The sequence below is a fragment of the Cyanobacterium sp. Dongsha4 genome (assembly GCF_036345015.1).
GTDB lineage: Bacteria > Cyanobacteriota > Cyanobacteriia > Cyanobacteriales > Cyanobacteriaceae > PCC-10605.
Map to the genome: position 1 here is coordinate 508537 of NZ_CP084098.1, position 15202 is coordinate 523738.

Sequence of the window (15202 nt, forward strand, 5' to 3'; positions counted from 1 at the left end):
CGTTAAAAAAATTATTTTCTATTATTAATTTATTAAAATGCTCCTTAGTGTTTGTGTTAGGATAATTCATTATAACTATAGTAATTCCTACGAAAAATTATGGTTTATTTATCAACACCATTGGAATTAGAATTGCAATTAACTGATGAGCAGTTTTTTGAACTTTGTCACAAGCACAAAGATTTAAGATTTGAACGCAATGCTCAAGGAGATTTAATTATTATGTCACCGACAGGAGGATTAACTGGTAATCGTAATGCAGATTTAATTTACCAATTAATTGCTTGGAATCGACAAAAAAAATTAGGTAAAGTTTTTGATTCTTCCACTGGTTTTAAGTTACCAAATGGGTCAAATAGATCCCCTGACGCTTCTTTTATTACCTCGAAAAAATGGAATAATTTAACATTAGAACAACAAGAAAAATTTTTATCTTTAGCACCAGATTTTGCGATTGAATTAAAGTCACCTTCTGATAAATTGACTAACATTCAAGAGAAAATGCAGGAATATATCGATAACGGAGTAAAATTGGGATGGTTAATTAATCCTGAAAAGAAAGAAGTAGAAATATATCGTCAAGGTCAAAAAAAAGAAGTTTTAAATAATCCTAAAATTTTATTAGGAGAGGATGTTTTGCCAGATTTTGTTTTAGATTTAACTGAGATTTTTTAATTTTATAATTTCTGTTGATGTTACCATTAAATGTAGATGCGATCACGAAGTGGCAGGCTACGCCTGATCGCACCTTTCATGATAAGCCCTTTAGAGCTTTGATTATTCCTTAATCCGCAGGTAACAAATACAATCCCGAAGGGGTATTCTCATCAGGCAAAATCTCCTTACTACTTTTCAGGTTACGACTTTCGCACAAATCCGCAAAGGCTTATAAACTCTCTAATCTAGCTAATAATTCGCTTAAACCGTCTAAATATTCCGCTATGGCAATCTGTTTTTGTATCCATGATTTAGGGTATCTTTCTCGGGCGTAAGACATTTCAAACTCAACACTTGCCTCATTTTTTTTGCGTCTGACTTGATCCCGATCTAAACTAAGATCACTAGGGGAAATATCCTTAATTCTGGTAACTCTTTCGGGGGTGATATATTCTGCAAAGGGAGAAGTCGAAAAACGATACGCCGTTGACAATGACGAATTACCCTCTTTTATCAGGCTATTACTCCAATTATGAGCCATTTTTTTAAAGTTCTCTACCTCCTCCCTTAACATTCCTTTTGCTTCCTGATGTTCCCCCATTTGTAACAGTAAATGCGCTTCGGTGACGGTAGCAACCGCCCATCCTTGAATCGATAATCACTATTTAAGAGCAATTCTGCCTCTAATTCTGGGATTGACTGCGTGGCCTGACAACTGTAATAAGAATGTTTAATTGATTCATAGCTTATTTGTGTTTAGTTCGTAAATCTGATTTGTAAATTTAACTTAATAAATAATCCTCCATTTTCTTTATATAATTTTCCAAAATTATGCCTTGAGGTACTAGCAGTTTCTAACTTTGTATTGTTAAGCAAATAATTTTCAAATAAGTGTTTATGATAGATATGAGAACAAATTATTTTTCCATCATCTTTAACAATTAAATATCCATCATTTCCATCATAATTTCCTTCCCAAATCTTTAAAGGAAATATTCTTAATGCAATATCAATTAAAAATCTTTTTACTTTATAAGTATAAAAATCATGGTTATCTGATAAATCATAGTTTAAGGGATTAGCTTTTTTAATTTCATTAACTAAATCAATCATTTTTGAGTAACTAGAGGAATAAAATTTTAATAATATTTCACCAAAAATATTAGGTAATAAACTATCACTTAAAACTAAGTTATTGCAAAAAATACGATTTTCAGTTTTTACAAATTCTAAAATTCCCCCTCGATTAAGGATTATTTTTATTCTTTCTTTAACTTTTTGAGGTGTAACAATATGATTTATTTGTTGAAAATTATTAGGGGATAAATTTTTTACTCTAAATATAAAGTTAGTTTCTGATGAATTTAATAAAAATCCTTGATATTTTAAATCGTATTTATTATGGTATTCTGAATTGTAAGAAATAAGTCTCATGATAAATTTGTTTTAATGTGGTTGCTACTATAAATAATATGGCACAATTTGATAATTAAAATCGTTAAATAAGAACAATGCCAAGAGTTAATTGGACTAGGGAAGAAACAATAATCACTTTAAATTTATATTGTAAAATACCTTTTAATAGAGTATCTTCTAATCATCCCGAAATAATCCGTATCTCACAAATAATAGGAAGAAGTCCGAATGCTGTTAAGATGAAAATAGGTAACTTTGGGCGTTTTGATCCCGAGTTAAGAAAAAGAGGAATTGTCGGTTTATCAAACGGTAGTAAATTAGATAAAATAATTTGGGATGAGTTTAATAATAATTGGGATGATTTAGCTTATGAAAGTGAAGTATTAATAGCAAAATTAAGCAATAAATCTTTAGAAGAAATTGCTGGGATTGAAACATTTGATATTCCTGAAGGAAAAGAAAGAGAATCAATAGTTAAACAAAGAGTTAATCAAAATTTTTTTCGCTCTACAATCTTATCTTGCTATAATTCCCAATGCTGTATAACTGGTTTAAGTATTCCTGATTTTTTAGTTGCTAGTCATATAATTCCTTGGTCAAAAGATAAAAAAAATAGATTAAACCCCCGTAACGGTTTATGCTTAAATTATTTACATGATAAAGCATTTGATAAAGGTTATATAACAGTTACACAAGATTATAAAGTCAAAATTTCTCAATATTTTAACGATTTTCAAAAAGATAATTCTGTAATAGATTTATTTTTCAAATATAAAGATAATTATATCATTTTACCCAGTAAATTTCTTCCTTCAAGAGAATTTTTAGAGTACGATAAAACTAACATTTTCATATAATAATTATTGTATTTCTCCAAAATTTGCTTGATAAGTTTGTTGGGCTTTCTCATCCCATTCACTGGAAAAAATACATAAGCCTCCTAAATTTTGTAAAGCGATTCTAAAACCTCCAATTCCTGCAAATAAATCAATGAATTTAAACTTAGGATATTTTGGTGGTGGAAAAGGAATTTTTGTGTTTTTTTGTATGATTAACTATTTTCTTTTCATCAATAGTTACATTTAATTTAATTTTACTGGCAATCATTTTTGCTTTTTATATTTATCTCGATAAGTTTTTGTTATCTTAATTAAAACTATTACTATTTTAAATTGTCATCAGTACCATTTTCTGAATTTATGCAAATTTCAATAATATTTTTATAAAGTTATAATTCTTATCATGTAATCAAAAAGTACGATCGCATCTTTAGAGATAACAAAAATATTATTCATAGACATCATCATTACTCATAAATCTGTTATCATAGTTAAGTTGTGAAAAATGTTGTTAGCAAAATAAAAATAGAGCTGAATCGTAAATATGGGCAATAAGCCAACCATCGCCGTTTCTCATTTAGGCTGTGAAAAAAATCGCATTGATTCTGAGCATATGCTCGGTTTATTGGCAAAATCAGGCTACGGCATCGATAATACCGAAGAATTAGCCGATTATGTTATTGTAAATACTTGTAGTTTTATTGAGTCCGCTCGTCGAGAATCTGTAAGAACTTTAGTAGAATTAGCGGAAAACCAGAAAAAAATTATTATTGCTGGTTGTATGGCACAGCACTTTCAGGAGGAATTGTTGGCAGAACTACCAGAAGCCGTTGCTTTAGTTGGAACTGGTGACTATCAAAATATTGTCGATATTATTGAACGGGTAGAAAAAGGTGAAAGAGTTAAGGCGGTTTCTGCTGAACCTACTTTCATTGCGGATGAAAATATACCTCGTTATCGCACTACCACTGAAGGGGTGGCTTATTTAAGAGTCGCTGAGGGTTGTGATTATCGTTGCTCTTTTTGTATAATCCCCCATTTGCGTGGGAATCAAAGATCCCGTACGCTCGAATCTATTGTGGCAGAAGCCCAACAATTAGCAGATCAAGGAGTGAAAGAATTAATCTTAATCTCTCAAATTACCACTAATTACGGTGTTGATTTATACGGTGAACCTAAGTTAGCTGAGTTATTAAAAGCGTTAGGAAAAGTTGATATTCCTTGGATTAGAATTCATTATGCTTATCCGACAGGCTTAACAGATAAAGTTATAGAGGCGATCGCATCTACAGATAATATACTGCCCTATTTAGATTTACCCTTACAACATTCTCACCCCGAAATCCTTAAAAGCATGAATCGTCCTTGGCAAGGGAAAGTAAATGATGAAATTATAGAACGCATCAAACTAGCCCTTCCCGAATCGGTTATGCGAACAACATTTATTGTGGGATTTCCTGGAGAGACTGAACAACATTTCCAACATTTGTTACAATTTGTTAAAAGACATCAATTTGATCATGTGGGTGTGTTCACTTTTTCTCCCGAAGAAGGCACTAAGGCTTATGAATTAAGTAATCAGTTGCCAGAGGAAGTAAAAGAAGAAAGACGCAATCAGTTAATGGAAATACAACAGCCCATTGCCGCCATGAAAAACGAGGCAGAAATAGGTAAGATTGTTCCAGTATTGATTGAGCAAGAAAACCCCATGACTGGTGAATTGATTGGGAGATCCCCCCGTTTTGCCCCCGAGGTAGATGGATTAGTCTATGTTAAGGGTTCAGCAAACTTAGGTGAGATTACCCCTGTTCGCATCACCTCAGCCGATGTCTATGATCTCTATGGAGAAACAGAGATAAATTAGTAATTATCCTAGATTAAGTAGGTCTTAATTCAGTGACTACATTCTGATAATCATAGTAAAGATAGTCGTCACGAAAAATAAAAAAGTAAAAAAACTTAATCTTCTTACTCAATTGTCTCTCGGAAATCGTTTCGTGCTTAAGTAAAAGCGGAATGTAAGGGCTAATGGCATCATAATCATTAGCTATAAAGATAACGGTAGTAAAAGCAGTTATTAGAAAGGAATAAAGAACTAAAAATTCTAAAGTGTAGCAAACTTTAACTGATGATTTTTAGCTTCTGCTCACCAATTCCTCATTCTTAATTAAATTTCCCCTTACTGTTACCAGTTTTGCTTCACGGGATTGTTTCCTTTGATCTGTGGAGAGTAACACAGTAAACATTCACAAATAACATTACAGATGACAATTTCATTTTCCAGTTTAGGACTATCCGAATCCTTAGTTAATCAACTAGAAAAAATCGGTTTTGTGACTCCCACCAAAATTCAATCATTAGCAATTCCCGAATTATTATCAGGGCGTGACGTAGTAGGGCAATCGCAAACTGGTACAGGTAAAACAGCCGCTTATTCTCTACCTATCTTAGATAGCATTGATCGCAGTTCCAAAGATGTTCAAGCCTTAATTTTGACTCCTACCAGAGAATTGGCTCAACAAGTAGCCGAATCCTTAAAAGACTTTATTGCAAGGGGCGATCGCACCTATGTATTAACGGTTTATGGTGGTCAATCCATAGAGCGTCAAATTCGCTTTTTAGAAAAAGGATCGCATATAGTTGTTGGAACACCAGGGCGAATTATAGATCTGCTTAATCGTAAAAATCTTACTTTAGATGCCCTTCGCTATGCGGTTTTAGACGAAGCAGACGAAATGTTAAGTATGGGCTTTATTGACGATGTAAAAGAGATTCTTTCTCAAACTCCTAAATCTCGTCAAACCATTTGTTTCTCGGCAACTATGCCCAAAGAGATTCAATATTTGGTAAAAGAGTTCATGAATGATCCTATCAATGCTACAGGAGAAAAACCTCAAGATACACCCTCCCGCATTGATCAGTGTGTTTATATGGTGCCTCGTGGTTGGTCTAAAATTAAAACTATTCAACCAATCCTTGAAATTGAAGATCCCCAAAGTGGTATTATTTTCGTAAGAACCAAGCGTACTGCTTCTGAGCTAACGACTAAATTACAAGAAGCCGGTCAAAGCGTAGATGAGTATCATGGTGATTTAAGCCAATCTCAACGGGAGCGTTTAATTCAACGTTGGCGTGAAGGAAAAATTAAGTTGGTAGTGGCTACAGACATTGCCGCCAGAGGTTTGGATGTGTCTGATTTAACCCACGTTTTCAATTTCGATTTACCAGATAATACCGAGACTTATATTCACCGTATAGGACGTACAGGAAGGGCAGGAAAAGAGGGTAAAGCTATTGCTTTAGTTGAACCAAGCGATCGCCGTTTTTTACGTCAAATTGAGCGTCGTTTAAATCAAACCATTCGGGTGGAAAATGTCCCCAATCGCTCTACGGTAGAAGCGAAAAGAATGGAGAAACTCACGGAACAAATTAAAGAATCTTTAGCTGGTGAAAGGTTAGCTTCTTTCTTACCTTTAGTTAAAGAACTACATGAAGATTATGATCCAACTGCGATCGCAGCCGCTACGTTACAGATATTGTACGATCAAGATTGTCCTAGTTGGCTACAGCAAGATTGGGAAGTTCCCCCTCCTGCAACTCCTAAACCTTATATCAAAAAGGGCAAAGGAGGACGTACTAAATATGGTAGTCGTGGCTCTGATAGCTTCGATCGTCAAAGTAAATACAAAGGCAAACCTAAACGTAGTTATAACCGTTCAGTAAAGCTAAATAACCGATAAGATTTAAGTCTTAGGAATTAGGCAAGGGGTTCATTCCCCTTGTTAGGAATCATAGGAAAAGAGGAAAAATAAAATAGTTGCAATTACAAATATTCTCTTCACTTATATAAAGTTTTATCTTGCTAAAATCACTTGAGTTAGCCTGAGTAGGGAGTTAAGATAAAAAAGAGGTTTCTCCCCACAATTCTCCAATCAATTAATCATTACTCTGCTAAACCTAACCTGAGTTCGATGAAAAAAGTATCGAAAAATAAAGCGTTGAGAGTTATCATCGAGCCAATTTTGGAATAAAAAATTGTTAAATTTAGGAAAAACTCATTTAAAATCAATTTATTCAGCTTTTTTGTCAATAATTATTACTTTTAACTCTGAACTCCGAACTCCGAACTACGAACTCAGGTAAACCTAGTATCTGCCACCGAAAATCATGGGATGCGAACATTGTTTAACCGCCACCACTTCAGTTTATCCAACATTCTTTATGCAGAACCGAAATTAAATAAGATTGCTCAAGAACTCTATATGTCAGTATGATAATTTTAGTTTAAAATATTATTAACTTTTGTTAAAAATATAAAAAATACATATCAAAAATTTAATTTATAATGACTTTTTTTAAGCCTAGACAACCTATTTTACAACGAAAGCAATCTTCTTCTGATACTCAGCAGTTTTTATCAATGAAATGTTTAAGAGTAAAGTCTGCGGAAAAATTTTTTCTCTCAGGAATATATACTTGTGTTGATCAAGCAATGTTAGTTTGGGGAGTGGTGGCGGCAATAATTTTTTTCAGTGCTCAATTTTTATCGGTTAGTTGGGTTGATCAAGCATTTTTTTGGTCTGCATTTACCGTTTTTGCCATCATTGTCATGACCACTTTAACTTATTCTTGGGCAGTATGGGAAAAAGTTTCAGGTTTACTTTATGGCTGGATTTTTTTGATGATTTTTGGTCTGGTTATTACTGATAGTGCGATCGCATTTTCTTGGGGTTATATTCTCGGTCATTTATGTGAATTGTGGCTAATTTTAAGTGCTTTAGGTTATTTTCTCACAGGTTGGATGATGCGATCGAGGGCTTTTTTCCTCGCTGGTATAATTCATGGTGGTATGGTCTTAATATTACCCTTATTTGCGGGGTGGCAATTTGCAACGACAGGATTAGTCATGATGAGTAATCTGTTATTATTCTCCGAAGGTCAATGGGATATGCTTTTACCAAGAGAATTAAAAGAATATTCTGTAGAAGAAGTTAATCATGTATCTTTAACCAGAAAATCACCTCATCAAGATTCAAGTACCAGAAATCAGTTATCCATTATTAGTTTTTAATTTTTCTTTTAATATTGTTTTTGGCTCTTTTACGGCAATTATGACCAATTAATTCCCAAATTTTGCGATAGTCAACTAACTATTAGTAGGCTAAAACTATCCCCCATTAGCTATTCCTATGTTTTCCGAAACACTTTTTCAGCTCCCCCTATTAAAGTAAGAGAGCCTTATTTTTCTCGATTCTCCACACTTGAGATGAATTTATAGGTTATCAACCACCCTTAGCAAAAGAAATCATTACCAGAAAAGAAAGTAATAATCCGGGTACTAACAGAGTTACTAACATTAAAAATTGATCACCAGTCATAATAATATTGCTAAAAAATAAGATCACCTTTAATTGTAAAAGAAGATTAAAAAATTAGAACATTGTATTCTCGGTGATTAGTCCATTTCATGAGATGATATTCTTAAAAAGATAACTTGTTTTTAATATATATATTTTTAGTTTTTCTTAAGATTTTCTATGTACTTATTAGAATGCCACAATCAATGTCCTGATTGTTTCTCTGCTGATTTAAAGTTAATTCCTGTTGCCGATAAACAAGGAGAATATGAGTTTTATTTTAATGCTAAAGTAAATGAACAGCAAGAAAATATCTTAGATGGAAAAGTTAAATTTAGTCTCAGATCAGCAAAATTATTAGTAACTTTTAATGGCTTTGATATTTTAGAAATTTATGACATTAATAAGGATTATATTCAAATAAGAAAAAATATTTCAAAAAATCATCAAGAGTGGTTAATAAAACCAAATTTGCTCAAAGATAATTCTTCCGTTAAATTAGCAACATTCAAAGCAGTGGGAGATGAAAGTAATTTAACTGCTCAAATTGTAATAGATAAATCTAATGTTGTTTTAACTGATATAGAAGGATTATGGGTTCATAATATAACCCCTAATAAACACGCTATTTTAGAAAGAAAAGTAGCCGAATTTATTGAAAAAGTTTATCTTAGTCCTTATGTTAGTAGGGTAATTTTTTCCTCTCAAAAATCTGAAACAACACCCCATTTCAATCAAAAAAATAATCAGGAAATTGAACAAGAAATAAGTAGCTTAAAAAATATCATTCAAGGAATTTATCAAAATCCTCAAGAAGACTTTAATACTTTAGCTAAAAAAGCTAATCTTAATCCTTTGATAGATTTTGTTGGTGCTAATTTGATTGGTGTCAACTTAAGTGGTTTGAATTTGAGTAGTGCCAATTTTCAGGATGCAAATTTGCGAGGTGCTGACTTAACAGATGTTGATTTAAGCGAAGCTAATTTACAAAATACAAAACTTAATGGTGTAGATTTAAGTGGTGCTTACTTAGAAGGTGCAAATTTAACTAATGCCAATTTGACTAATGCTAGTTTAGCTTTAAGTAATTTAATTGGGGCTAATTTAACCAATGCCAACTTAACTAATACGAATTTACAAAATACTAGCCTAGGTCAAACAATTGTTAAAGGGGCTATTTTTGCCAACAATCTCGGTTTAAATGAGGAGAAAAAACAGGAGTTAATCAGTAAGGGGGCTATTTTTTAATTTAGAGAGGGAATGGGCAATAGGCAATGGGCAATAGTTTTTAATGGTTTATGGTTATAAATTGATAATCTCAACATTTTTAACTACTTCTTAATCCTCAAAGCCCTAAAACGCTATATTCTTTTACTGGCAATAGTTTTAGCGTTTTTGTATTTCTACTTTGAAACAGCCCTGCCCCAAACACCCCAACACCCCAATCCCCCAACAACCTAACTGAGGTTAATCAAGAATCTACTACTACAAAATAATTAAACGACAATCAGAACTACTGGAATCATCGTCTATTTCTCTGTACAAAATATCAATCCATTCATCTTCTTCGGGAAAGTTTTTCCATTTTACGGCGATAACCCAGTGTTGATCAATATTTAATTCTTGACGAATACTGGCACGTTGCTTACTTTTTAAATCATAAAAAATACTTTGAGCTTTGCTCTCACTTTCTCTTAGGGTAATAGCGACTCTCAAGGATTGACCTTCTTGATTTTCTAGGGTAATTATATTATCGATGCCGATAATTTCCCAGAGTATGAGATAATCACTCAAATCATAACGTTTACCCTTTGCCCAACGTAATTTTCCCTGACAGTATTTGGTTGCTACTTCAAGCAAGTGTTCTTCGTTCAAATCTGGGGCGTTTAAATCAGAGATTTTTAGTTTTGAAGCTACTGTTTGAAATCTTAAACGTAAACTAAACAAGAGTTCCTCAACAATGATTTGGCTACAATAGTATAACCAGATATGGGTACTTTTGACAACGACTTACTTATCAATGATCACGATTCAAGAACTAGAAAAATATAGCGAAAACCATCCTCAAGAGGTATTAATCTTAAGGGCTAGAGATAATCAAGAGGAGGTAGAAATTATGATTTTCAAAGGATTTTCCAGCAATTTGACTGGTTCAACTGCTTTTGATCCTGATATGCCTATTTTATCTCCTGATGGAGAAATTATAAGCGGCGATCGCATCTTAAGTCCTTATAATCCAAATAATCCCCAATATATTGAAAAAAATATATCTCCGTCAGAATTGCTAAAATTACTAAGGGAAAACGAATCCAAATAATACTTATGACTCAAACCCTAGAAACATCAGTTCAACAACTAATTAACGCTGTCAACGAAGCAGATTCAGCCGTTAAACTACTTCAGGCAGTACAAAAATTAGCCGCCGCTCAATCTCCCGAAGCCATACCCACCCTAATTCAAGTATTAGGTTTCAATAACCCCGGTGCCGCCGTTGCCGCCACAGAAGGCTTAATCAATCTGGGAGAAATTGCGATCGCACCTCTGATGAAAAACCTTGATGATTATAATTATGGGGCAAGAGCATGGGCATTAAGAGTATTTGCAGGAATTGGAGATATTAGAGCCTTAGACTTACTAATTAGTGCCGCTACTACAGACTTTTCCCTAAGCGTGAGAAGGGCGGCAACAAAAGGATTAGGAAATATTCAATTGTCTAGCTTACCCCCAGAAGATATTGCCCCAACCCAAGAAAAAATTTTCCATACCCTTTGCTTAACCATTCAAGATGGAGAATGGGTAGTTCGTTACGCCTCCATTGTTGCTTTAGAAAACTTAACACAAAGTCTAAAAGCCTTTAATAACAATTATTTAATACCTCAAATTATCGAACAATTAACATTGTTATCTCAAAAAGACGATGAAATCGGGGTTCAAACCCGTGCTAAACTAGCATTGACAAAAATCAAACAGGAAGTATAGCAATTTTTTAAGAATATGAGTAAATCAACAGATGTAAAAGGATTAGCCCGATTAATGGCGGCTGACTTCAGCAATCAACAACAGGCATGGGATAACCCCCCTTTTTTCGCTCATATTCGAGTTTGTATGCGTCCCCTTCCCGAATCTCTCCTCGGTGGTACAAGTCTTTTTCTTGAACAAGCCTACGATTTTCTCTTGAATCAACCCTATCGCTTAAGAGTATTTAAAATTCAAGCAGTAGATGATCATTTAGAATTAGAACACTACAAACTGAAAGAAGAAGCAGAATTTTATGGAGCTTCCCGTAATCGAGAAAAATTGAAAGAGTTAACTATTGACCATTTAGAGAAAATGAATGGTTGTGATATGATTGCCCAATGGAATGAAAGTCATTTTAAAGGCTACATCAAACCGGGTAAAGCCTGTATTGTAGTCAGAAAAGGTAAAGAATCCTATTTAGATAACTCCTTTGAAATTGATGAACGTAAACTAATTAGTTTCGATCGAGGTAGAGATTTAGTGACTGATGAATTATTGTGGGGTTCTGTTGCAGGTCCATTTCACTTTACCAGAATTGAAAGTTTTGCCCATGAAGTTTAATTCATCACAATTACTAACTTTCCAACCCATAAATACTGATAGAAACATAAATTGTCAAAAAAAACATCAAATATACTCCCTTTTTCATTTCTTCCCTCTTCACCCCCCAAATTCATTCATCTAACCTATGAGACAGTTAAGAGAATTATTATTTCCTAGCCAAAACAGCAAAAAGAATCCCCCCAAAACAAAAGGACTTCCGCCACTAAAAAAAAGTCGTAGGGGGATAGAAATAAAAACTGAAGCTGAAATCGAAATCATGAGAGTTTCAGGGAAAATAGTGGCAACAGTATTAAAAGAAATTCAAGAAATCGCCAAACCCGGAATGACAACGGCGGATTTAGATACCTATGCAGAAAAACGTATTCGAGAAATGGGGGCAACTCCTAGTTTTAAAGGTTATCATGGCTTTCCTGCTTCTATTTGTGCTTGTGTTAATGATGAAGTAGTCCATGGCATTCCTAACCCCAAAAAAGTCCTAAAAATGGGTGATATTGTCAAAGTTGATACGGGGGCTTTGTATAACGGCTATCACGGTGACTCCTGCATTAGTTTCCCCATTGGTAAAATCAAAAGACAAGGAGTTAAGTTATTAGAAGTAGCTGAAAAGGCTATGTATAAAGGAATTGAGCAAGTAAAAGCTGGAAATTATTTAATGGATATAGCAGGAGCAATTCAAGATTATGTAGAAAAAAATGGGTTTTCTGTGGTAGAAAATTTTGTGGGACATGGTGTAGGTAGAAGTTTACATGAAGAACCCTCTGTGTTTAATGTTCGCACTAGAGATTTACCCAATGTAAAATTGCGTAGTGGAATGACATTAGCTATTGAACCCATTGTTAATGTGGGTAGTAATAAAACTCGTACCCTCAAAGACCGTTGGACTGTTGTAACCGTTGATAAATGCCTCTCAGCCCAGTTCGAGCATACTGTTTTAGTAACTGATTATGGTTATGAAATTCTAACTTGGCGAGACTAGGCACTTTAATTGATCTCAGTTAGGCTTAAGAATATAGGCTCAGTGTAGGTGTTAGGTTACAGGCTTCAGGTGACAGGTTTGACGGTTTATTTTTTTGAATATTAACTTATTAGTCACTTTTTCCTCTTCCTCTTTTTCTACCATAACTAGGAAAATTTATCCCCAACTCTGGTTTACTTAATAAGTAGCTCCCGTTAAATAAAACTAAAGTTTGTAGTTACCCCTTTAGGGGTTTCAAAAGTTCTGAGAATAAGGGCTGAAGCCCTCACTACTAACTGACCTATTTCACAACTTCCTCTAAACGTTTTAAAACAAAATCCTTATCTAAATAAGAAAATAAATAACCAGCTTTAGGACCTCTTTCCTTACCTAAAAATGAATAATAAATGGCAGGAAAAGCAACGCTAGGACTAATACCTAATTGTTTGGTGGCAGTAAATAAAGCAGTTTGCAATTCTTCCCCTTCCCATTTTTCTAAGGCGATTAAATTTTCTTTTAGTTTAGTTAAATATTGTTTTTGTTCATCGCTCAACCCAGAGGCGGTTTCAGGAATATCATCAAAATAAATTACCAGTTTTTCTTCCTCATCGGCATAATCTTCTAACCATTTTTTCGCCACAGCAATACGTTCGTTTATTTTTTCCCAATCATATTCGGTTAACTCTGTTTCTGCTCTTTTTTCTATTTCCGCTTTTAAGTCTAAATGGGGTACTTGTAATAAGGAAATGAGAGTGCTAATGTCGAAAGTATAATAAGGTTTAATTTCCTCCTCTAATTGAGCATAGAATAGAGGTAATAAGGTTCTGTCTAATTCTACATTTTCATTTTCTTTCTGCAGTTGAGCATATTGATTTAAAAGACTATCATAGTCTCTAAATAAACGGGTAATTGTCTCATAATTAGGAGCAAAATTAATCACCGTTTTTGGTTGAGTTCTTAACATCAAAAAACGCAATAATTCTGGAGGCAACAAATCTGCCATATCTTTGGCGCTTGAACCCACTCCCTTAGAAGAGCTCATTTTTGTGCCGTTAACCAAAATAAATTCATAGGGAGAATGGAAAGGGGGTTTTTTATGTAAAACTTTACGACAAATAGCATTTGCTACATCCCTTGAGCCACCTTTTTGAGAATGATCTTTTCCTGCCATTTCCATGGTTACACCAACTAAATCCCACTTGGCAACCCATTCAACTTTCCACGGAAGTTTGCCGTTACCATCAAAAGGAGAAATCCAGCCTTGATGTCCACATCCTTTCACCCAGTCGGTAGCATCTTCCTTACAGGTAAAAAAGACTTCTGAACCATTATAGTCAGTTACATTGGTAGTTGCTATCTTGCCACAATTAGGACAGATTACCTGAAAAGGATACCAATTATCGGCGCGATCGGCTTTACTCACATCTCGATAAACTTCCCTAACATCCTGAGCATGATTGAGAAATTTGTCAATATAGGGGTTTAATTTTCCTGAACGATATAAGTCTCTCAAATAGTAAATTTCGGCTTTTACTCCCAAATATTCAAATACTTCCAAAAATTCACCCATAAAATATTTGGCGTAATCAGGGGCATTTTCATCAGGAGAAGGAACATTGCAAAGAGGATAACCTAAGTAAGGAGAAAATTTTTCTTTATCTAAATAATGGGGGACTGTATCTAAAGCGTCGTAATCATCAACTCCATAGGTAAACTTTACTGGCTTTCCTACTCTTGTCAAAGCCCGATACATAACATCATGAATAATCACCCCTCTGACAGAACCTACATGAACTCTACCTGAAGGGGTTTTGGAATCGTTTACTAATTCTTCTTGGTGTGAGGAAGCCGCTATTTTATCCGCCCAAAACATATTTATAATTTATTGTTCACTATCTTTAAACTGCAGAAGTTCTATTATATCTTACTTTAGCTATTTAGCTATTCACCTTGAATCCAAGAAAGTTTAGAACTCTACTATGGAAAATTCACCAAAGATGATAATATATCAAATCATCAACATTGCTATGTTACCGCACTATTAGTTCCTTATCTCAGATGAAAAATAGTCTTAAATAACTTTAATTCACTGGCAGAAGTACAAACCCATTTGTTTTTTTATGGTTTTTCTGCTATGCAGTTATGTTGTATTTCTATTTTTTACTATGATATTTTATTCGATGGCATTTTTATTCTACATTAAACTTTATTCTCGTGAATATATGCCATAAGTTTTCAAAACACTAATAATAGGGAATATAAATGTTGATACCTGCAATGATTATTATTTTTTATAAGTAATAATTCTAATCATCTATATCTGCTTTTTATTTTAAATCACTTAACATTAATTATTAAAATAATTTTTTTATCGAGACTAGCTACAAATTTTATTT

The 15202-nt window shown here is 33.7% G+C and carries 14 protein-coding genes and 1 pseudogene; 10 read left to right on the forward strand and 5 right to left on the reverse strand.

The window, feature by feature from the left end; genetic code table 11:
* Positions 1-99: 99 nt before the first annotated feature.
* Positions 100-675, forward strand: coding sequence for a Uma2 family endonuclease (locus Dongsha4_RS02245; protein WP_330204148.1), 576 nt, complete (start codon positions 100-102; stop codon positions 673-675).
* A gap of 211 nt (positions 676-886) precedes the next feature.
* On the opposite strand, the gene Dongsha4_RS02250 is transcribed toward Dongsha4_RS02245, so the two are convergent.
* Together Dongsha4_RS02250 and Dongsha4_RS02255 are read right to left on the reverse strand one after the other, a co-directional pair.
* A complete protein-coding gene (locus Dongsha4_RS02250; RefSeq protein ID WP_330204149.1) occupies positions 887-1258 on the reverse strand; it encodes a hypothetical protein in 372 nt (123 codons plus the stop codon).
* 155 nt (positions 1259-1413) lie between these two features.
* A complete protein-coding gene (locus Dongsha4_RS02255; protein ID WP_330204150.1) occupies positions 1414-2091 on the reverse strand; it encodes an HpaII family restriction endonuclease in 678 nt (225 codons plus the stop codon).
* Between the two features lie 77 nt (positions 2092-2168).
* On the opposite strand from Dongsha4_RS02255, the gene Dongsha4_RS02260 reads away from it, so the two are divergent.
* Complete coding sequence (locus tag Dongsha4_RS02260) at positions 2169-2930, forward strand: HNH endonuclease (RefSeq protein WP_330204151.1); 762 nt, start codon at positions 2169-2171, stop codon at positions 2928-2930.
* 18 nt (positions 2931-2948) lie between these two features.
* Here the strand turns inward: Dongsha4_RS02260 and Dongsha4_RS02265 are convergent.
* A pseudogene (locus Dongsha4_RS02265) lies at positions 2949-3125 on the reverse strand (DNA cytosine methyltransferase); the annotation flags it as partial.
* Between the two features lie 331 nt (positions 3126-3456).
* On the opposite strand from Dongsha4_RS02265, the gene rimO reads away from it, so the two are divergent.
* From rimO to Dongsha4_RS02285, 4 genes are all read left to right on the forward strand, one after another.
* Positions 3457-4776, forward strand: coding sequence for a 30S ribosomal protein S12 methylthiotransferase RimO (rimO, locus tag Dongsha4_RS02270; RefSeq protein WP_330204152.1), 1320 nt, complete (start codon positions 3457-3459; stop codon positions 4774-4776).
* Positions 4777-5176: 400 nt separating this feature from the next.
* Positions 5177-6652 (forward strand): DEAD/DEAH box helicase, encoded by a 1476-nt coding sequence (locus tag Dongsha4_RS02275; RefSeq protein ID WP_330204153.1) that lies wholly within the window; start codon positions 5177-5179, stop codon positions 6650-6652.
* A 605-nt stretch (positions 6653-7257) separates the two neighbouring features.
* Complete coding sequence (locus Dongsha4_RS02280; RefSeq protein ID WP_330204154.1) at positions 7258-7983, forward strand: hypothetical protein; 726 nt, start codon at positions 7258-7260, stop codon at positions 7981-7983.
* Positions 7984-8449: 466 nt separating this feature from the next.
* Positions 8450-9517 (forward strand): pentapeptide repeat-containing protein, encoded by a 1068-nt coding sequence (locus Dongsha4_RS02285; RefSeq protein ID WP_330204155.1) that lies wholly within the window; start codon positions 8450-8452, stop codon positions 9515-9517.
* A 237-nt stretch (positions 9518-9754) separates the two neighbouring features.
* Here Dongsha4_RS02285 and Dongsha4_RS02290 read toward each other — a convergent pair whose 3' ends face one another.
* The gene (locus Dongsha4_RS02290; RefSeq protein WP_015219977.1) at positions 9755-10216 is read right to left on the reverse strand and encodes a hypothetical protein; all 462 of its coding nucleotides are present in this window, start codon (positions 10214-10216) and stop codon (positions 9755-9757) included.
* A gap of 73 nt (positions 10217-10289) precedes the next feature.
* Between Dongsha4_RS02290 and Dongsha4_RS02295 the strand changes: the two genes are divergently transcribed.
* From Dongsha4_RS02295 to map, 4 genes are all read left to right on the forward strand, one after another.
* Positions 10290-10586: a hypothetical protein gene (locus Dongsha4_RS02295; RefSeq protein ID WP_330204156.1), complete on the forward strand. Its 297-nt coding sequence runs from the start codon at positions 10290-10292 to the stop codon at positions 10584-10586.
* A 5-nt stretch (positions 10587-10591) separates the two neighbouring features.
* Entirely contained in the window at positions 10592-11248 is a 657-nt protein-coding gene (locus Dongsha4_RS02300) for a HEAT repeat domain-containing protein (protein WP_330204157.1), read from the forward strand.
* 15 nt (positions 11249-11263) lie between these two features.
* A complete protein-coding gene (locus Dongsha4_RS02305; RefSeq protein ID WP_330204158.1) occupies positions 11264-11848 on the forward strand; it encodes a chromophore lyase CpcT/CpeT in 585 nt (194 codons plus the stop codon).
* Between the two features lie 127 nt (positions 11849-11975).
* Positions 11976-12827 carry a type I methionyl aminopeptidase gene (gene map / locus Dongsha4_RS02310; RefSeq protein WP_330204159.1) on the forward strand — a complete coding sequence of 284 codons (852 nt, stop codon included), beginning with the start codon at positions 11976-11978 and terminating at the stop codon, positions 12825-12827.
* A gap of 280 nt (positions 12828-13107) precedes the next feature.
* Here the strand turns inward: map and lysS are convergent, their stop codons facing one another.
* Positions 13108-14679: a lysine--tRNA ligase gene (gene lysS, locus Dongsha4_RS02315; RefSeq protein ID WP_330204160.1), complete on the reverse strand. Its 1572-nt coding sequence runs from the start codon at positions 14677-14679 to the stop codon at positions 13108-13110.
* Positions 14680-15202: the final 523 nt, after the last annotated feature.